The following is a 17,931-nucleotide window of genomic DNA, read 5'->3' as shown; positions in this document are numbered from 1 at the left end:
CTCAGTGCCCGGCACCGCGCTCCTCACGGATCTGCGCCACCACCCCCGCCACCGTCTGCCGCACCCCCTCCGTCTCGGTCAGGAAGTGCCAGTAGTCCGGATGCCGCCCCTCCAGCGTGCCGACCGCCCGCTCCAGCCGCGCCACCGCGTCGTCCAGCGGCCGGGCGTGCCGCGGATCAGGAGTCGTACGGCCCGTCATCGCCAGCCGCTGCGCGTCCCGGATCGCGAACCGGGTCCGCTCGATCTCCGCCTGCGGATCCTTCTGCACCGCGTTCAGCCGGCCCAGCCGGTCACCGGCCGCCGACACCGCGTCGTCCGTGGCGTTCAGCAGCGCCCGCACCGTCGACAGCAGCGAGACGGCGTCCGGCCAGCGCTGCGCGTCCCGCGCCGCCTGCGCCTCCCGCAGCTTCAGCTCCGCCTGCCGCACATTCTCCGCCGCCAGCGCGGGCACCTGTTGCAGATCCTGCCAGCAGGCCGCGGCGAACCGGCGCCGCAGCTCGCTCAGCACCGGCTCCACCTGCCCCGCCCGCGTGGTCAGCGCCTGCGCCCGGGTACGCAGGCTCACCAACCGGTGATCGATCTCGGCCGCCCGCTCCGGCAGCCGCTCGGCCTCCGCCCGGATCGCCCCGGCCTCCCGCTGCACCCGCTCGGCCCGCTCCAGCGTCGCCTGCACCCCGTGCTGCCCCGCACCCTGGTTCAGCCGGGTCAGCTCCGGCGCCAGGGCCGCCAGCCGCGCCGCCGGCTCCTCCGCCCGCAGACCCTTCTCCCGTACGGCGTCCAGCGCGTTGCTCGCGGCCAGCAGCGACTGCCGGGCCCGCTCCACGGCGGGCGCCAGCCGGGCCAGCTGCGTCTCCGCCTTGCCGAGCAACGGACCGAGCGAACCGCCGAACCGGTCCAGCTCCTGCCGGACCCGCACCAGCTCGTCCTTGGCCGCCGTCAGCTCCGTCCGCGCCCGGACCGCCGCGGAGGCCTCCAGATCGTGCCGGTCCAGATCATGCGCGTCCACGGCCTGGATGTACTGCCGGCTGGCCTCGTCGATCCGCTGCCCGAGCGCCGCGAAGTCCGCGACGGCACGCCGGGCGGCGGGGGAGTCGTCCACCGCCGAGATCGTCTCGATCGAGATCCGCAGGTCCCGCTGCGCGGTGTCGAGTTCGTAGAACGCCGTCGCCGCCGCGTCCTTCGCGGCCTGCGCCTCGGCCCGCTGACTCTCCGCCCGCCCGCCGAACCAGCGCCGGGTACCACCACCGGCGAACGCGGCGGGCACCGCGAGCACGGCCAGCACCGGCAGGCCCATCAGCACCACGGCGTCCCACAGCGGCGAGACCCCACGCCGGGCACCTGCGGCGGACGACGGCGGGTACGGCTGTCTCGCTGGCGTGCCCGGTGTCGCCGTCACATCCCTCTCCCGTGCTGTGCTTCGCGCTGGGTGGTGACATTCTCCCACCCGGGTAGGACGAACACACGGGGCGGTCAGTTCGCCGTGGGGGGCGTCGGATCGGCGGTGTGCGGGGAACCCGGGAGTCTGGTTTGCAGCGCAGCCGCTCGGGCAATGTAGGCTGTCGACCTGTCCGGGTGCGTAGCTCAGGGGTAGAGCGCCTGCCTTACAAGCAGGATGTCGGCGGTTCGAAACCGTCCGCGCCCACCGGTCCGGCCCCTCGGAGAGTTCTCCGAGGGGCCGTTCGTGTTCTTACTCCTCTTCCGCCGCCCGCTCGTGGGCGTGCTTCAGCCGGGAGCGGGCCTCCGTGCGGTCCGCTGCCGCGACCTCGGCCCAGAAGCGGTGGGTGCTGACGAAGACCGCGAGTTCGTGCTCGCGTCGGCGCAGCTTCTCCACCTCGGCCTGTTCGTCCTCCGTCCAGCCCGGGGACGCGGGCCGCTCCACCTTGCGCCAGCCGGTGTCGTCGCTGAAGCCGTCCATCGGCTCGACCGACCAGGGCAGCCGCTTGAGCAGGGCCGACAGCTCGGCCCGGACCTGATGCAGCTCCTCCTGACCGGCGAGGAGGTCACTGGGGAATTCATAGGTCGTAGCCACGCGGCAATGCTACGCCTGTTCGATTTTCAGGTGCGAGGTCGGATGAGGGGTGGGGCGGAGGTTCAGTCGAACGAGTGGCCGGGGGTCAGTGGCCGGCGGCCCTCAGCTCCCGCACCAGCCGTTCCGTCACCGGCACCGGAACGCCGTGCCGCTCGGCCGCGCGCAGCAACGCCCCGCCGATGGCGTCGAGTTCGAGCGGACGGCCCGCCCCGGCGTCCCGCTGCATGGACGACTTGGTCGCGGCCGGGAAGGCGTCGTACCGGGCCAGGGCCTGGGCCGGGTCGGCGGGGGCGCCGCAGGCTCGGCTGACCGCGGCCGTCTCGGCGACCAGCGCCTCCAGCTCGTCCCGGTGCCGGGTGCGGGCCGTGCCGAGCGGGACGCCGTGGCGGGTGGTGAGCAGGGCGAACGGGGCGAGGAACGCCATCTTCGCCCACAGCGCCGCCGTCTCGTCCCCGGCCACCCGGGCGGTCGTACCCGAGGCCGAGAGGTGGCCGGCGAGCTCGTCGAGGCGGGCGCGGGGTACGGCGTCCCCGGCGAGGTCGATCTCGGTGAACGGGCTTCCGTGTTCGATCACGCCCGGGGCGATCCGCGTCGACTCCACCCGGATCACGGCCGGGGCCACCAGTTCGGGGCGGTAGCGGGAGCGGAGGGCGGCGGGGTGTTCGACGCCGTTCAGCAGCGGCACGATCAGGGCGTCGCCGAGGGCGGCGGGCGGGATCCGGGTGAGGGCGGCGTCGAGCGTGGTGTGCTTCACGGTGACCAGGCAGGCGTCCACCGGTTCGCGCAGCTCGGTGTCCGCGTCCACGGCGGCTGTGAAGTCGCCGAACTGCCGGCTGCGGACGGTGATGCCGGTACGGCGCAGGGTGTCGGCCGTGGTTTCCCCGGCCAGGCAGATCACGCGGTGACCGGAGCGGGACAGCAGGGCGGCGAGCAGGCCGCCGGTGCCGCCGGGGCCGAGGACGGCCACGGTGAGGGGGTGCGTCATGGAGTTGTCCTTCCGACGGTCGGCCCCGGGTGTCGGTGGCCGCCTTCGAGACGATCATGGCAGCGCGCCGCCTTCCCGCGCCAGACTTGTCTCATGTGCCGAAGCATCAAGACCCTGCGCCCGCCCGCGCTGCCCGGTGAGGCCACGGACGAGGACATCCACGCGGCCGCGCTGCAGTACGTCCGCAAGATCTCGGGCTTCCGCGCCCCCGCCGCCCACAACCGCGAGGCCTTCGACCGGGCGGTGGCCGCGGTGGCGGAGGCGACGGCCGAGCTGCTCGGGGACTTGGAGGTGCGGGGGCGGTCGGTGAGGCGCGCGGGGTAGGGCCCTGCGTATCGCCCGGGTCGTCTGACATTCCGTCAAGTGAGAGTCGTCCGCAAGGTTGTTCGCGTCCGGTGTGCCCCCGTGCGGGCGTGCCGGGCGGTCGTGGCATGCGCCGAGGCTTAGATGTTGAACTTGCAAGCAATGATTAGGTTCGCCTAACCTGGTCTCCCATTCGGTACCGCCGCCCCCACGACCGGCCTGCTCAGTCCCCGGCCGGCCCGACCGACACCGAAGAGGAGAAATCCCCTCATGTCCGCACGTCTCAATTCCGCTCAGCCCTATGTCATCGGGCTCTTCCGCGTCGTCCTCGGCCTGCTCTTCGCGGTGCACGGTGCCGCCTCCCTGTTCGGTGTCCTCGGTGGCGCCGCCGGTACCAACGGCGGCACGATCGCGGCCGGCACCTGGCCCGGCTGGTACGCGGCCGTGATCCAGCTGGTCGCCGGCGGTCTGGTGCTGCTCGGCCTCGGCACCCGCGGAGCCGCGCTGATCGCCTCCGGCTCGATGGCGTACGCCTACTTCGACGTCCACCAGCAGGCCGCCCTGTGGCCCATACAGAACGGCGGCGAGCTGTCGGTGCTGTTCTGCTGGGGCTTCTTCCTGCTGGTCTTCACCGGCTCCGGCGCCTTCGGTCTGGACCGGCTCTTCGGCCGGCGCACCGCGGCGGACGGCGAGCCCACGGGGGAGAAGCAGCCGCTGGCGGTCTGACCCCGGCCCGGGAAGCCGGCGAACCCGCGGAATCCGCTCAACCCGACGAACCCGTGCAACCCGCTGAACCCGTGCAACCCGCCTAACCCCCGCGAACCTCCTGTCACACCCCCCGCGTACGCTGTATGGCTGTCAATGGGGGAGTGACAGGAGTCGTCGTGTTGGAGAGCGTGGGGTCGCTGGCGGCCGGACCGTGGATCTATGCCGTCGTGGCCCTCTCGGTGCTGCTCGACGTGTTCCTGCCGGTCCTGCCGAGCGGGGTGCTCGTCATCACCGCCGCCACCGCGGCGGCGGCCGGCACCGGCGCGGCGGCGGGCGGGGTCCCGCACGACGTGCCGGACATCCTGGCCCTGATCCTGTCCGCCGCGACCGCTTCCGTCCTCGGTGACCTGGTGGCCTACCGCCTCGCCTGGCGGGGCGGGGAGCGGCTGGACCGGGCGATAGCCCGCTCCCGGCGGCTGACCACCGCGCAGGAACGTCTCGGCGAGGCCCTCGCCCGGGGCGGCGGCGCGCTGGTCGTCCTCGCCCGCTTCGCTCCCGCCGGCCGCTCGGTCGTCTCCTTCTGCGCGGGTGCCGCCCACCGCCGCGCCCGCGACTTCCTGCCCTGGTCCGCCCTGGCCGGCCTGTCCTGGGCCGCGTACAGCGTGGCCCTCGGCTACTACGGCGCGCAGTGGCTGGGCGCGACCTGGCTGGCGACCGGGGTCTCGGTGGCCGCGCTGTTCGGCGCGGGAGCGGCGGCGGGCTTCCTGGTGCGCCGCCGCCCGGCTTCCTGACCGGCTGTCCGGAAGACTCAGCAGCCGGCCAGGTAGTTCGTCAGCGCGCTCTTCTCCGCCGAGTCCACCGACAGGTTGTAGTAGTACTTCACCTGCACCCACGCCCGCACGTACGTGCACAGGTACGCCGACCGCGACGGCACCCACGTCGCCGGGTCCTGGTCGCCCTTGGCCTGGTTGACGTCGTCGGTCACGGCGATCAGCTGCGGCCGGGTCAGGTCGTTGGCGAAGGCCTGCCGCTGTGCGGTGGTCCACTTGCTCGCGCCGGAGTCCCAGGCCTCGGCCAGCGGGACGAGGTGGTCGATGTCGAGGTCGGACGCGGCGGTCCAGGTGGCGCCGTCGTACGGGGAGTACCAGCTGCCGCTGGTGGCGGCGCAGGAGGAGTCGGTGACGACGTTCGTGCCGTCCCGCTTGAGGACCGTCTCCCGGGTGTTGCAGGCGCCGCTGATGGTGATCCAGTGCGGGAAGAGGTCGCGGCTGTAGCCGGTGCGGTTCTCGGTGGCCACGGTGAGCTGGGAGAGGTAGGTGCGGGCGGTGCCGGCGCTGACCGGCGTGGGGAGGGCGGCGGAGGCGTTCGGGGAGTTGAACAGGGCGACGGAGGCTATCAGGCCGGTGAGCGCCGCGAGTATGCTCGTACGTCGACGCGCGTAGAACTTCGACATGCGTGAACTCCCTTGTGGGGTCGGGGTGTTGGTGCGCGAGCGAGGGAATGCTCGCGGTGTGGTGTTGCCGGGGGGTGAGCGCTCGGTAAGAAGTTAGTGACGTGCACATGTCACGACAAGGTTTACGGCGGAACCTTCACATCCCGTACGATGGGGAGCGCAGAAGGGGAGTAGCTCTTCGCCGGACCGTCGACATACTGCTCAGCGAGCCTGAGCCGGCGCCCGGAGGCGGACCTTGCGGAGGCCGCCAGCGAGACCTTCGGCAAGCAGTGCACGCCCGTGCCCCCTGGCGCGGGCGCCGAGTGCGCTGCCGTGCCGAGGTGTCATCGCGTGACGTACCGCACTCTCGGCGGGGCAGCCCCGACCGATTGAGGAACCTTGATCAGCATCACCGTGACGGCGCTCGTCTTCGGCGTCGTCTTCCTCGCCGAGCTGCCGGACAAGACCGCGCTCGCCGGCCTCGTCCTCGGCACCCGCTACCGCGCCTCGTACGTCTTCGCGGGCGTCGCCGCCGCCTTCCTGCTGCACGTCGTGCTCGCCGTCGCGGCCGGCAGCGTGCTCACCCTGCTCCCGCGGCAGATCGTGCACGCCCTCACCGGCGTCCTCTTCCTCGGTGGGGCCGCGATGCTGCTGCTGAAGAGGGACGAGGACGAAGAGGAGATCGAGAAGCCCGCCGACCAGTCCTTCTGGAGGGTCGCGGGTACGGGCTTCATGCTCATCCTCGTCGCCGAGTTCGGCGATCTCACCCAGATCATGACCGCCAACCTGGCCGCCCGCTACGACGACCCGGTCTCCGTCGGCCTCGGCGCGGTCCTCGGCCTGTGGGCCGTCGCCGGACTCGGCATCGTCGGCGGAAAGGCCCTGATGAAGCGCGTACCGCTGCGGCTGATCACGCAGGTCGCGGCGCTGCTGATGCTGGCGCTCGGCGTGTGGAGCCTGTGGGAGGCCGTGAGCGGCTGAGCGAACGGCGGGTGAATGCCCGCCGGGGGTGGTGGCGCAATCACGGCCGGGTTTTGTACCGTGGAGAAACAAAGTGGCTCCCGCCCGTTTTCCCTGACCGGCGGGCGGGGCCGCCTTGTCCCTCCCGACGTCCCACCCGACACGGGGTCTTTTCGTTCCTGGAGCTGCCGATGCCGGCCACCGTCACGCCCACCGTCCTCACCGCCCGCGCCCTCCTGCTCGACATGGACGGCACCCTCGTCAACTCCGACGCCGTGGTCGAGCGCATCTGGCGGCGCTGGGCCGAGCGGCACGGGCTGGACGGCGACGAGGTGATGAAGGTCGTGCACGGCCGGCAGGGCCACGCCTCCATGGCCGTTCTGCTGCCCGGCCGCCCCGTCGAGCAGAACCTCGCCGACAACGCCCGCATGCTCGCCGAGGAGACCGCCGACACGGACGGCGTCGTGGAGATCCCCGGCGCGAGTGCCTTCCTTGCCGCGCTGGCCGGGCTCCCGCACGCCCTGGTCACCTCCGCCGACGTCGCCCTGTCCACCGCCCGCATGAACGCGGCGGGGCTGCCCCTGCCGGCCGTCCGTGTCACCGCCGAGTCGGTCGGCGCGAGCAAGCCGGATCCCGAGGGGTTCCTCAAGGGCGCCGCCGAACTGGGCGTCGACCCGGCCGACTGTGTGGTCTTCGAGGACTCCGGGGCGGGAATCGCGGCGGGGCGCTCCGCGGGGATGCGGGTCGTGGGGGTGGGGGCGCGGGCCCGTTCCCACGGGCCCGATGTCGTCGTACCGGACCTCACCCACGTGAAGGTCGAGGCACTGGCCGACGGCGGGATCCGGCTGCACATCGGCTGACGGGGCGGTCCGGCCCGCTCCCCGGCGCCCTACGGTTGCGGTGTCTCCGCCTCCAGGCTTCTCCTCGTGGCCGGGCCGTACGTCCCCGGCTCGTCGCCCCCGATGCCCCGCGCCAGCTGGTAGTTGCGCACCGCGTCCTCCACAGGGCGGGTGAAGACGCCGTCGATCCGGTCGCCGTAGAGGTTCAGCCGGCGTAGCCGCTGCTGGAGTTCGGTGACCTCCGGGCCGGTGTCGCCGCGTCGCAGTACCGGGGCCAGGGCGGGGGTGGTCTGCGGGGTGGCGGATGCCGTTGCGGACGGGGTCGGGGAGGCGCTGGCGGAGGCCGTGGGGGTCGGCGACGGGGAAGCCGAGCCGGCGGAAGGGCTCGGGCCGGCCGTTGCCGAGGGGGAGGGAGCCGGTGGGCGGGGGCGGACCGGGGGTGCCGGTGCCGGCGGTGTGGCGGGTGTCCGGGTCGTCGCTTCCGGGATGCTCTCCCTGACCTCCTGGACCGCCCGCTCCCGGGCCGGTGTCTGGTAGGAGAGCAGGGCGAAAGCGGCCGCCGTGAGGATCGTCAGCCCCGCGCCCGCGGCGGCCAGCGGCAGGGTGCGGCGGGAGCGGTGCCGGGGTGGGGCGGCCTCGGGTGCGGGCGGAAGGTCCTCGGCGGGCGGGGCCGGCGGTGCCGGGCGGGGACCGTCCGGGCCGGTAACCGGGGGGAGCGGCGCGGCCGGTGCCGTACCCGTGTCGGAAACCTCCACATACGGTCGTATCCGCAGTGGATCGAAGTCCTCCGCCGCTGCCGCCTCGGCCGTACGGGCCTCGCGCAGTGCCTTCGAGGCCCGCTCGGTGCAGTCGCAGGACGGGGTGTTGTCCGGCCCCCTCGGCGCACCGCACTCCGGGCACGTGGTGCCCCGCTCTTCCGTCACGCCCGTGTCCCCTCCCCTCGGGAACTTCAGAGATTATGCGGATCCCCTTCACATCCGCAGGACTCAACAGGCCATAAGTGGTGACACCGATCACGATGGAAGAGGTGCACCCGAGCCCCGGGAGGTCTCCATGGCCCTGGACACGCACGGCGCGGCGAAGGACGTGGGCAGCGGCGAACACGTTCCGGGCAGTGTGCTGGTGCCGATCGGCGCGCTGCTGCTCGGACTCCTGCTCGCCGCCCTCGACCAGACCATCGTGTCGACCGCGCTGCCGACGATCGTCAGCGACCTCGGCGGCCTGGAGCACCTCTCCTGGGTCGTCACCGCCTATCTGCTGGCCTCGACCGCCGCGACCCCGCTGTGGGGCAAGCTCGGCGACCAGTACGGGCGGAAGAGGTTGTTCCAGACGGCCATCGTGATCTTCCTGATCGGCTCGGCGCTGTGCGGCATGGCGCAGGACATGCCCCAGCTCATCGCCTTCCGGGCCCTGCAGGGCCTCGGCGGCGGCGGGCTGATGGTGCTGTCCATGGCGATCGTCGGCGATCTCGTGCCGCCCCGTGAACGCGGCCGCTACCAGGGCCTGTTCGGGGCCGTGTTCGGCGCGACCAGTGTGCTCGGACCGCTGCTCGGCGGGCTGTTCACCGAGCACCTCAGCTGGCGCTGGGTGTTCTACGTCAACCTGCCCGTCGGTGTCGTCGCGCTCGCCGTGATCGCCGCCGCCCTGCACATCCCGCGCCACACCGCCCGGCACGTCATCGACTACCTCGGCACCTTCCTGATCGCCGCCGTCGCCACCTGCCTGGTGCTGGTCGCCTCGCTCGGCGGCACCACCTGGGCCTGGGACTCGACGCAGATCATCGGGCTCGCCGTGCTCGGCGTCCTGCTCGCCGTGGCGTTCGTCGCCGTCGAGCGCCGGGCCGCCGAACCGGTCCTGCCGCTCAGGCTGTTCGGCATCCGCACCTTCACCCTGGCCGCCGTCATCAGCTTCATCGTCGGCTTCGCCATGTTCGGCGCGCTGACCTACCTGCCGACCTTCCTGCAGGTCGTGCACGGCATCTCCCCGACCCTGTCCGGCGTGCACATGCTGCCGATGGTGGCCGGCCTGCTGCTGTCCTCCACGGTCTCCGGGCAGATCGTCAGCCGCACCGGCCGCTGGAAGGTCTTCCCCGTCACCGGGACCGCCGTCACCGCCCTCGGCCTGCTGCTCCTGCACCGCCTCGACGAGCACAGCGCGACCGCCGTGATGAGCGCCTACTTCTTCGTGTTCGGCCTCGGCCTCGGCCTGGTCATGCAGGTCCTGGTGCTCATCGTGCAGAACGCCGTCTCCTACGAGGACCTCGGCGTCGCCACCTCCGGCGCCACCTTCTTCCGCTCCATCGGCGCCTCCTTCGGCGTGGCCGTCTTCGGCACCGTCTTCACGAGCCGCCTCGGCGACGAACTCGCCGACGCCTTCCGCGGCGTACGCCTGCCGCCCGGCGCCACCACCGACGCGCTGAAGGCCGACCCGCGGGGCATCGCCGCCCTGCCGCCCGCACTGCGCCCGGCGGCCCTGCACGCGTACGCGTCCGCCATCACCGACGTCTTCCTCTACGCCGCGCCCGTCGCCCTCCTCGGCTTCCTGCTGGCCTGGTTCCTGAAGGAGGACCGGCTGCGCGGCTCGGTCACCGCACCGGACGCCTCCGAGACCATCCCGCCCAACCCCGTCGAGCGCTCCTCCTACGACGAGGTGTGCCGCGCCCTGTCCGTCCTCGGCACCCGCGAGGGCCGCCGCGAGATCTACCGGAAGATCACCGAACGGGCCGGGTACGACCTGCTGCCCGCCGCCAGCTGGATGCTGCTGCGCATCCGCCGCTACGGCTCCGTCGAACCGGCGGTGCTCGCCGAGCGCAGCCCCGTCCCGCTCCAGGCCGTCATGGCCGCCGCCCGTCAGGTCGAGGAACGGCGGCTCGCCGAACGCCAGGGCCTGGACCTCGTCCTGACCGACGCCGGGCGCGAGGTCGCCGAACGGCTCGCCACGGCCCGCGAGGAGTCCCTGGCCGAACTGCTCGGCGACTGGTGGCAGCCCGGCCGCTCCACCGACCTCATGCGCCTGGTCCACGACCTCACCGGCGAACTCTGCGGCGCCGAACGCGAACGTCCGCACAACGGCACGGTCGCCAAGGTCAGTTGACGGCCTTGGCCGGCACCAGCTCCTTGCGGAACCAGTGTTCGGCGTACGGGTCGCTGTTGTGCGGGCCGGTCTCCGTGTAGCCGAGGCGGGTGTACAGGGCGCGGGCCTCGACCAGGTCGCTGCGGGTGTCCAGGACGAGCCGCCGGGCGCCCAGCGCTCGCGCGGCCTCCTCGGCGGCGGCCACCAGCAGCGCGGCCCCGCCCCGGCCACGCATCCCCGGCAGCACGAACACCCGGGTCAGCTCGGCGGTGTCCGCGTCCAGCAGCCGTACGCCCGCCGAACCGGCCGGCGTGCCGTCGTACCGGCCGACGAGCAACCGGCCGCCCGGCGGCGCGAGGTCGGCGCCCGAGTGCGCGGCGATCTCCCGCTCCAGCTCCTCCGGGTCGGTGGGGTGCCCCTCGTGCAGCAGGTACCAGCGGTCGCTGACCTCCGTGTAGTACGCCCGCCACAGGGCGGCGGCGGCCGGGGAGTCGTACGGTTCCGGAGCGATCGTCCACGTCATGCCGGCCATTGTCCGGAGCCGCACGCCACCTTGCGCAACCCGATTTGGCGGGCCTGCCGCGGGACCGGGCGCCGTTTGTGGACGGGCTTCCGGGTCACCCGGACGGTGAACCGGCCAGCGGGGCCGGTCGGACCGGAGGGCAAGCATGTCCACAGGCCTGATCATTCTGTTGATCGTGATCGCGGCGGTCGTGGTCCTCGGCGCAGCCGCAGCCCTGGTCGTGCGCGGGCGCGGCAGGCGCGGCGGGCCCAGCCTGAAGCGGCGCTTCGGGCCCGAGTACGAGCGGGCCGTCGCCCTGCACGACGGGGACACCAAGGCCGCCGAACGCGAACTCGCCGAACGCCTCGAACGCCACGGTGACCTGCAGGAACGGCCACTGGACGGCACCGAGCGGCAGGGGTACGCGGACCGCTGGACGGCCGTGCAGGAACACTTCGTCGAATCGCCCCGGGAGGCGGTGGCCGAGGCCGACCGGCTGCTCGGGGAACTCGCGGCGCGGCGCGGCTACCCGGACGGCGGGCGGTACGAGGAACAGCTCGCCGCGCTGTCCGTGCACCACGCCGACCACGTCGACGGCTACCGGCACGTGCACCGGCTGGCCCGCGCGGGCGCCGGCGGGACGAGCGAGACCGGTGCGGGGACCGAGGAACTGCGGTCGGCGCTGCTCGGCGCCCGCGCCCTCTTCGAGGACCTGACCAGCACCGAGCCCGGCCGGCACCGGGCCGCCGCCGGCACGGACCGGCCGGCACCGGCCACCCCGAGCCGCTCCCACGCCCGCTCCCACGCGCCGTGGGCTCCGCACCGGAGCCGACCGAAGGAGAGCTGAACGCCATGACGGACAGGACGAGCGGCCCCGGCGGCGACCGCCACCGCACGGAACGCCTCTCCCGCGGGGACGAGTGGACGCCGGAGCAGGAGTCGGTGGAGAGAGACGAGTGGGCCCCCGGCGACGCGGCCCCGGGTCGCCGGGTGCCGAGGAAACCCCGGCCGGAGGAACGCCTGCCGGGCGAACCCGCACCGGGCGAGCGCCCGCACAGGGAGGGTACGGGCGGTCGGCTCCCGGGCGAGGGCGCCGGCGACCGGCCTCGGGGCGAGGACGCGCGGGCTCGGCGTCCGGGGGCGGTCGGTCCCGGGCGGGAAGGGCTGACGGGGGACGACCGTACGCCGGAGGACAGCCCGCAGCCGCCGCCGGGTCCGGCAGGGGTGACCGAGTCCGCAGCGGCCGGCCGGGCCGAGCCGGCTCCGGGCCCGCAGCACGGTTCCGAGGGACTGCGGCCCGGTACCGAGGACCTGGGATCGCAGACGCCCGGTGCGGAGGACAACAGGCCGCATAGCACGGGCGCGGCCGGGCGGCAGGCTCCGGTGGAGGAGCGGGAGGAGTGGGAGGAGGACGGGCAGATGCCCGACAACGGCCTCGGGGCTCCGGCGGTCGGCGGGGTCAGCTGGCGTGAGGCCCGTACGACCGAGGGGCGGGCGCCGGACGCATGGCCGACGGCGCCGGGCAGCCCGGCCGCACCCGGCACCGTCGGGGAGACCACCACCGCCCCCTCCGGCACCGGCGCCCCGCTGCTGCCGCACGAGGAGACGGACCGGTGGGAGCGGCGGCTGCGCGAGGTGACCGCCGGGTTCGTGGAGCAGCCCAGGGAGGCCGTCGAGCAGGCCGACCGGACGGTGGAGGAGATCGCCAGGCGGTTCACCGAGGCCGTCACCCGCCGCCGCCGTACCCTGCGGATGTCCTGGGAGGGCACCGAGGGACGCGGGCCCGCCGCCGAGGCCGACACCGAACAGCTGCGGCTGGCCCTGCGGGACTACCGGGAGCTGGCCGGGCGTCTGCTACACGGCTGACCCCGCCGCGCCCCCGTCACTCTTGGCACCCCTGGCGGCAGCCCTGCGCTGCCGCCATTCCCGTACGACCTGCTCGACGTCGTACGGCTTCTTCCCCAGCGGCGGACCGGGCGGCGGCTTGAACATCATGTCCTTGATCCGGACGTTGACGTCCTCGATGATCTTCCGGGCGATCCGCTCCGAGGGCGCCGCGTACGCCGCCTCCAGCGCGTCCTCCGCCTCCTTGCGCAGCGCCAGCGCGGGCGGCAGCACGGCCAGCCCCTCTCGCGCCAACTTCCGCTTGACCCACCACAGTTCGTCGTACGTGGACTCCACGTCCGCCGGCAGCGGCGCCCCCGCCCCCGGCAGCCGGTCGAACTCCCCGCGCCCCTGCGCGTCGCGGATCTGCTTGTCCACCCAGGACTCGAACGGCACACCCGGTGGCTTTCGCTCGGTCATGAACCCATTGTGCCGGACGCGGCCCCGCCGGGCGTTTTATCATGCGGCGTCGGTACGGCACCCCGCCGCCGCGACCCACCCACCGCACCAGGACGTTTCAGGGGGAACGCTCGTGCTCGAACTCACCATGGCCGCCGTCTCCGGGGCCGACACGGGCGCCACCGCCGGCATGACGATGGCCGAGGCTCCCAGCGAGCCCGGAGCCGTCCTGCGGGTCGGCCGCGACGGGGGGATGTGCCGGCTGGCCACCCCCGACGACTGGCTGTTCGTCTCGCGCGTCCACCTGGAGTTCGTGTGCGGCCCGGACGGCACCTGGCAGCTGACCTGGCTGCGCGGCTCCCAGCCCGACCCGGCGTCCGAGGTCCGGCTCACCGTCGGACCGCACGTGCAGCCCGTCGGCTACGGCGCGACCGTCGCGCTGCCGCACGGCGGGTCCGGCGAGATCGTCATCCAGGACCGCACCGCGCCGCGCAGCGTCAACGTCGGCTTCTACCACGAACTCTGAGCCGGTTCCCCCGCCGGGCACGGCCTCAGCCGAGCACCCGGGCCAGCGCGAACCCGTCGTAGCCCTTGCTGCCGACCGTCTGCAGCGCCGTACCGGTCAACCGCGGGTGGGTGGCGATCAGTTCGATCGCGGCCCGGGTGCCGACCACGTCCGGCTCGGTGTTGCCCGGGTCGGCCACCCGGCCGCCGCGCACCACGTTGTCCAGGACGATCACGCTGCCCGCCCGGGTGAGCCTGAGCGCCCACTCCACGTAGTGCGGGTTGTTGACCTTGTCCGCGTCGATGAAGACCAGGTCGAAGGGGGCCGGGTTCTCGTCGGCGAGCTTGGGCAGCGACTCCAGGGCCGGTCCCACCCGCACCTCCGCGACCCGGTCCAGGCCCGCGCGGGCGATGTTCCGCACGGCCACCTCGGCGTGCTTGGCGCTGTACTCCAGCGAGATCAGCCTGCCGTCCTCGGGCAGGGCACGGGCCAGCCAGATCGTGCTGTACCCGGCGAGCGTGCCGATCTCCAGGATGTTCCGGGCCCCCTGCAACTGGGCGAGCAGCTGGAGGAACTTGCCCTGCGCCGCGGTGACGGCGATGGGGGGCAGCCCGGCGGCATCACTGTCCCGCAGGGCCGCGCGCAGCGCCTCGTCGTCCGGGGAGAGGTTGCTGATGAAGTAGTCGTCGACGTCGTCCCAGTGCTGCTGCCCGCTCATAGCGTCTGCTGCCTTTCCCGAGTGTCCTGTCTCGATGATCTCAGCCGAGCGGCGCGGGCGGGGAGACCGGCGGCGGCGGAGTCACCGGCCGGCGTGAGCGGCGTACGACGATCAGGGCGGCCGCCGCGACGAGTACCGCCAGCGTGCCGCCGACCGTCAGCGCCCAGGCGGGGATCCCGGCGACCCGGCGCAGCTCGTCCTCGTAGATCACCGGCTGCACCGGTGTGTCGGCGGCGGCCCGGCGCAGCTCGTGGTCGCCGGAGATGAGGGCGGGCTCCGGGAAGACCTGGGTGAGCGCCGTCAGGTACGGGGTGCCGTCGGCCAGCTCGCCCAGGGCGCCCCGCCGGGTGCGGACCCGCCCGGCGAACAGCACGTCGGGCGGCGTGCCGCCGATCGTCGACCGCGTCTCCATGCGGTGCGCGGCGAGGACGTACAGGCCGAGCGACTGAGGGGTGCTCGCCAGCCGGGACAGGCGCATCGGGTAGACCGGGCGGTCGGCGGCGAAGGTGAGGTGGAGCGGGTCGAGGGCGCCGTGCAGCGGAGTGCCGCGAGTGTCCGGGGCGAGGCGGACGGCGACGTACTCCCAGTGCCGGTCGACGTACGGCTGGAGGGCGGTCTTCAGCCGGCCGGGCAGGGCGAAGCCGTGGTCGCGGAGCCAGTCCCGCAGGGCGGCCGGGTCGGTGGCGGTCAGCCGGGCCACGTCGAAGGGGCCGAGCCGCTGGCGGCCGACGACACCGACGCCGGTGCCGCCGGCGGCCGGGGGCGGGGCGCCGTCGCCGGCCAGGGTGCGGTCGTCGAAGGGCCACTCGCCGTTGCGCGGCCAGAAGTGGTACCGGGTGCGGTGGACCGGGGCGACGGCCTCGGCCAGCTGGTCGAAGAGGGCCGGGTCGCCGAGGCGGACGGTCGCCCGGTGCGGGACCGGCATGATCCACGCGGCGTGCTCGGCGTCGCCGTTCACCGTCAGCCGCATCACGATCTGCTCCCGCCGGCCGTCCCAGCGCAGCACCGACTGCTCGTCGGAGACGGCGATACGGGTCGCGGGGTCGGGAACCATGGCACCGCACCCGCAGGCGTAGGCCGGGGCCATCAGCCAGCCGAGCTGTATACCGAGCAGTGCGAGGACGACGGTGAGTATCCGGGCGCGTTTCACGGGGCTACAGACGGTGCCGGCGTGTACATGGTTCCGGTCCCGGTGCCGGCCGGGGGCGGCCCGCAGCCAGGAGCGCCCCGAAGCGGCGCGGGGAGCTGCGCGATCAGCCCCCGCGCGCCCGCACCCGGCACCCGGCCCGCACCCCTTGGGCGCTTACCGGCCTTCCACGGACGGCGCGGAGCCGGGGAGCGGGAGCCCCGCCGACTCCGACATCCGCCACACCGCGACACCGCCCACGACAGCCGCGGCCATCATGTAGTACGCGGGCATCATCATGTTCCCCGTCGCCCCGATCAGCGCGGTCACGACCAGCGGAGTCGTCCCGCCGAACAGGGACACCGAGACGTTGAACCCGATGGACAGGGAGCCGTAGCGGACCCGGGTCGGGAAGAGCGCGGGCAGGGCGGCCGGCATGGCGGCCGTGAAGCAGACCAGGAGCAGACCCAGCGCGCCCATGCCCAGCCCGACGGCCAGCAGGCTGCCGTCGCGGATCAGCAGCAGCGCCGGGACGGACAGGAACAGGAACCCCGCGCAGCCCGCCGCGATCACCGGACGCCGGCCGACCCGGTCGGTCAGCGCGCCGGCGAACGGCTGGACGATCATCATCAGGACCATCACGGCGAGCACGACCAGCAGCCCGTGCGTCTCGTCGTACTTCAGCTCACTGGTGAGGTAGCTCGGCATGTACGACAGCAGCATGTAGTCGGTGACGTTGAAGACCAGCACCAGGCCCATGCACAGCAGCAGGGACTTCCACTGGCCGGTGACCATCTCGCGCAGCGGCACCTTCGGCCGGGCGGCCTCGGCCTTCTCGACCTCCGCCGCGAACGCCGGGGTCTCCTCCAGCCGCATCCGCAGGTACAGGCCGATGATGCCCATCGGACCGGCGATCAGGAACGGGATGCGCCAGCCCCAGGAGGTGAGGTCGTCCGTCGACAGCAGGGCCGTCATCAGGGTGACCAGGCCCGCGCCGCCGATGTAGCCGGCGAGCGTGCCGAACTCCAGCCAGCTGCCGAAGAAGCCGCGCTTCTTGTCCGGCGCGTACTCGGCGATGAACGTGGACGCACCCGCGTACTCACCGCCGGTCGAGAAGCCCTGCACCAGCCGGGCGGCCAGCAGCATCAGCGGCGCGCCGACGCCGATCGTGGCGTAGGACGGGATCAGACCGATCGCGAACGTACCCGCCGCCATCATGATCATGGTCAGGGCGAGGACCTTCTGCCGGCCCACCCGGTCGCCGAGCGGGCCGAAGACGAGGCCGCCGAGCGGGCGGACCAGGAAGGCCGCCGCGAAGGCGCCGAAGGTGGACAGCAGCTGCGCGGTCGGGTTGCCGGACGGGAAGAAGACCTTGCCCAGGGTGACCGCGATGTAGCTGTAGACACCGAAGTCGAACCACTCCATCGCGTTGCCGAGCGCCGCCGCCTTCACGGCGCGCCTGACGAGCGCGGGGTCGGTGACGGTGACGTCGTGGGCCTTGGTGGCCCGCCGGGTCTTCTGATGCGGGATGACGGCTGTGGCGGTCGCCAAAACGGGGCTCGCCTACCTTTCGACGGGGACAGGTACGGGACCCGGACGGCGGCGGTGACGTACGACGGGCCGAAAAACGACCATAGGGGGACTTCTGCCCCTTACGTGGTGTATGCACTTAGCTGCAGAGTGCAGCTAAAGGGTGGATACGCAGGTACGTCTGCCCGCTCACACACGGCCATTCCTGCTGCTCACTGTGATCCTTGTCGCGTCCGCACCCCCCGTTCGACGCGCATCCGCGCACGCGGGGCGGCCCGTCCGGCCCGCCTTCTCCTGCCTTCCGCGGGTCGTATTCGAGCCTTGTCGAAACACCTGTTCGTCGCGTCCGGACTCGTATGGACTGTCGGTGGCGGATCGACCCCCGCCGGACTGTCGAAACGGGAGGACGGAAATGAAGCGCAAGCTCGCTGTCACGCTCGGTGCCCTGGCCCTGTGCGCGGGTGCCGGGATCGGTCTCGCGCCCACGGCGTCGGCGGCGGAGACGGGGGCGCAGGCCGCCGTCTTCGTTCTCTACCAGCACGACAACTACGCCGGTAACTACGCCGAGTTCTCCGGCACCGACAAGGAGCTGAACAACAAGTACTGGGCCGGCACCCACCAGGTCATGAACAACGGCGCCAGCTCGATGCGCAACAACACCGGTTCGTACGTCGGCCTGTGGGACAAGGGCACCTCGTGCACGGGCGACAACTACAACGCCAAGCCGCACAGCGTCGACAGCGACTTCAGCAACAACGGCTTCGACAACGACGCCAGCTGCGTCGTCTTCCTCTGACGCCCTCGGGGTGGGGGGGGGCTCCCCGGGCCCACCCCCCCCTTCCCCAGGGGTTCGACGAAGGGTTTGCCGGGGGGGGGGAGGGGAACGACAGCCCACGGGGAACCCCGTACCTTCTGTTCTCCTCCACCTGTTTATGAAAC

The 17,931-nt window shown here is 73.0% G+C and carries 20 protein-coding genes and 1 tRNA gene; 11 read left to right on the top strand and 10 right to left on the bottom strand.

Annotation, left to right across the window (positions count from 1 at the left end):
* Nucleotide 1: 1 nt before the first annotated feature.
* Nucleotides 2-1,396, bottom strand: a complete 1,395-nt coding sequence (locus ACZ4U1_RS33205; protein ID WP_467907881.1) for a hypothetical protein — start codon at nt 1,394-1,396, stop codon at nt 2-4.
* Between the two features lie 174 nt (nt 1,397-1,570).
* Between ACZ4U1_RS33205 and ACZ4U1_RS33200 the strand changes: the two genes are divergently transcribed.
* A tRNA-Val gene (locus ACZ4U1_RS33200) sits at nt 1,571-1,642 on the top strand.
* 45 nt (nt 1,643-1,687) lie between these two features.
* Here the strand turns inward: ACZ4U1_RS33200 and ACZ4U1_RS33195 are convergent.
* On the bottom strand, nt 1,688-2,029 hold the full coding sequence (locus ACZ4U1_RS33195) for a hypothetical protein (RefSeq protein ID WP_467907880.1): 342 nt from the start codon (nt 2,027-2,029) through the stop codon (nt 1,688-1,690).
* 85 nt (nt 2,030-2,114) lie between these two features.
* Nucleotides 2,115-3,014, bottom strand: coding sequence for a ketopantoate reductase family protein (locus ACZ4U1_RS33190; protein ID WP_467907879.1), 900 nt, complete (start codon nt 3,012-3,014; stop codon nt 2,115-2,117).
* 93 nt (nt 3,015-3,107) lie between these two features.
* Between ACZ4U1_RS33190 and ACZ4U1_RS33185 the strand changes: the two genes are divergently transcribed.
* From ACZ4U1_RS33185 to ACZ4U1_RS33175, 3 genes are all read left to right on the top strand, one after another.
* Nucleotides 3,108-3,338, top strand: coding sequence for a DUF2277 domain-containing protein (locus tag ACZ4U1_RS33185; protein WP_467907878.1), 231 nt, complete (start codon nt 3,108-3,110; stop codon nt 3,336-3,338).
* Nucleotides 3,339-3,587: 249 nt separating this feature from the next.
* Nucleotides 3,588-4,043 (top strand): DoxX family protein, encoded by a 456-nt coding sequence (locus ACZ4U1_RS33180; protein WP_467907877.1) that lies wholly within the window; start codon nt 3,588-3,590, stop codon nt 4,041-4,043.
* A gap of 158 nt (nt 4,044-4,201) precedes the next feature.
* Nucleotides 4,202-4,816: a DedA family protein gene (locus tag ACZ4U1_RS33175; protein ID WP_467907876.1), complete on the top strand. Its 615-nt coding sequence runs from the start codon at nt 4,202-4,204 to the stop codon at nt 4,814-4,816.
* A 17-nt stretch (nt 4,817-4,833) separates the two neighbouring features.
* On the opposite strand, the gene ACZ4U1_RS33170 is transcribed toward ACZ4U1_RS33175, so the two are convergent.
* Nucleotides 4,834-5,478, bottom strand: coding sequence for an HNH endonuclease family protein (locus ACZ4U1_RS33170; RefSeq protein WP_467907875.1), 645 nt, complete (start codon nt 5,476-5,478; stop codon nt 4,834-4,836).
* Nucleotides 5,479-5,856: 378 nt separating this feature from the next.
* Here ACZ4U1_RS33170 and ACZ4U1_RS33165 point away from each other — a divergent pair, with 378 nt between their 5' ends.
* Nucleotides 5,857-6,438 carry a TMEM165/GDT1 family protein gene (locus ACZ4U1_RS33165; protein ID WP_467907874.1) on the top strand — a complete coding sequence of 194 codons (582 nt, stop codon included), beginning with the start codon at nt 5,857-5,859 and terminating at the stop codon, nt 6,436-6,438.
* 170 nt (nt 6,439-6,608) lie between these two features.
* Complete coding sequence (locus tag ACZ4U1_RS33160; protein WP_467907873.1) at nt 6,609-7,277, top strand: HAD family hydrolase; 669 nt, start codon at nt 6,609-6,611, stop codon at nt 7,275-7,277.
* A gap of 29 nt (nt 7,278-7,306) precedes the next feature.
* Here the strand turns inward: ACZ4U1_RS33160 and ACZ4U1_RS33155 are convergent, their stop codons facing one another.
* On the bottom strand, nt 7,307-8,179 hold the full coding sequence (locus ACZ4U1_RS33155; RefSeq protein WP_467907872.1) for a peptidoglycan-binding domain-containing protein: 873 nt from the start codon (nt 8,177-8,179) through the stop codon (nt 7,307-7,309).
* A 130-nt stretch (nt 8,180-8,309) separates the two neighbouring features.
* Here ACZ4U1_RS33155 and ACZ4U1_RS33150 point away from each other — a divergent pair, with 130 nt between their 5' ends.
* Complete coding sequence (locus ACZ4U1_RS33150; protein WP_467907871.1) at nt 8,310-10,349, top strand: DHA2 family efflux MFS transporter permease subunit; 2,040 nt, start codon at nt 8,310-8,312, stop codon at nt 10,347-10,349.
* Here the strand turns inward: ACZ4U1_RS33150 and ACZ4U1_RS33145 are convergent.
* Entirely contained in the window at nt 10,342-10,851 is a 510-nt protein-coding gene (locus ACZ4U1_RS33145; protein ID WP_467907870.1) for a GNAT family N-acetyltransferase, read from the bottom strand. The genes ACZ4U1_RS33150 and ACZ4U1_RS33145 overlap by 8 nt on opposite strands.
* A gap of 145 nt (nt 10,852-10,996) precedes the next feature.
* Between ACZ4U1_RS33145 and ACZ4U1_RS33140 the strand changes: the two genes are divergently transcribed.
* Together ACZ4U1_RS33140 and ACZ4U1_RS33135 are read left to right on the top strand one after the other, a co-directional pair.
* Entirely contained in the window at nt 10,997-11,677 is a 681-nt protein-coding gene (locus ACZ4U1_RS33140) for a hypothetical protein (RefSeq protein WP_467907869.1), read from the top strand.
* Nucleotides 11,678-11,682: 5 nt separating this feature from the next.
* A complete protein-coding gene (locus ACZ4U1_RS33135; protein ID WP_467907868.1) occupies nt 11,683-12,696 on the top strand; it encodes a hypothetical protein in 1,014 nt (337 codons plus the stop codon).
* On the opposite strand, the gene ACZ4U1_RS33130 is transcribed toward ACZ4U1_RS33135, so the two are convergent.
* Nucleotides 12,685-13,134 carry a DnaJ family domain-containing protein gene (locus ACZ4U1_RS33130; RefSeq protein WP_467907867.1) on the bottom strand — a complete coding sequence of 150 codons (450 nt, stop codon included), beginning with the start codon at nt 13,132-13,134 and terminating at the stop codon, nt 12,685-12,687. The genes ACZ4U1_RS33135 and ACZ4U1_RS33130 overlap by 12 nt on opposite strands.
* Before the next feature lie 112 nt (nt 13,135-13,246).
* On the opposite strand from ACZ4U1_RS33130, the gene ACZ4U1_RS33125 reads away from it, so the two are divergent.
* Nucleotides 13,247-13,639 carry a hypothetical protein gene (locus ACZ4U1_RS33125; RefSeq protein WP_467907866.1) on the top strand — a complete coding sequence of 131 codons (393 nt, stop codon included), beginning with the start codon at nt 13,247-13,249 and terminating at the stop codon, nt 13,637-13,639.
* Between the two features lie 25 nt (nt 13,640-13,664).
* On the opposite strand, the gene ACZ4U1_RS33120 is transcribed toward ACZ4U1_RS33125, so the two are convergent.
* The 3 genes from ACZ4U1_RS33120 to proP all read right to left on the bottom strand — a co-directional run bounded on the left by ACZ4U1_RS33120 (nt 13,665) and on the right by proP (nt 17,013).
* Entirely contained in the window at nt 13,665-14,336 is a 672-nt protein-coding gene (locus ACZ4U1_RS33120) for an O-methyltransferase (RefSeq protein ID WP_467907865.1), read from the bottom strand.
* A 40-nt stretch (nt 14,337-14,376) separates the two neighbouring features.
* Complete coding sequence (locus ACZ4U1_RS33115; protein ID WP_467907931.1) at nt 14,377-15,423, bottom strand: DUF2330 domain-containing protein; 1,047 nt, start codon at nt 15,421-15,423, stop codon at nt 14,377-14,379.
* Between the two features lie 216 nt (nt 15,424-15,639).
* Complete coding sequence (proP, locus tag ACZ4U1_RS33110) at nt 15,640-17,013, bottom strand: glycine betaine/L-proline transporter ProP (RefSeq protein WP_467907864.1); 1,374 nt, start codon at nt 17,011-17,013, stop codon at nt 15,640-15,642.
* A 391-nt stretch (nt 17,014-17,404) separates the two neighbouring features.
* Between proP and ACZ4U1_RS33105 the strand changes: the two genes are divergently transcribed.
* Nucleotides 17,405-17,788 (top strand): peptidase inhibitor family I36 protein, encoded by a 384-nt coding sequence (locus tag ACZ4U1_RS33105; RefSeq protein ID WP_467907863.1) that lies wholly within the window; start codon nt 17,405-17,407, stop codon nt 17,786-17,788.
* Nucleotides 17,789-17,931: the final 143 nt, after the last annotated feature.

The sequence above is a fragment of the Streptomyces sp. NPDC028928 genome, assembly GCF_055564915.1.
This window is presented reverse-complemented; position numbering and strand designations above follow the sequence as displayed.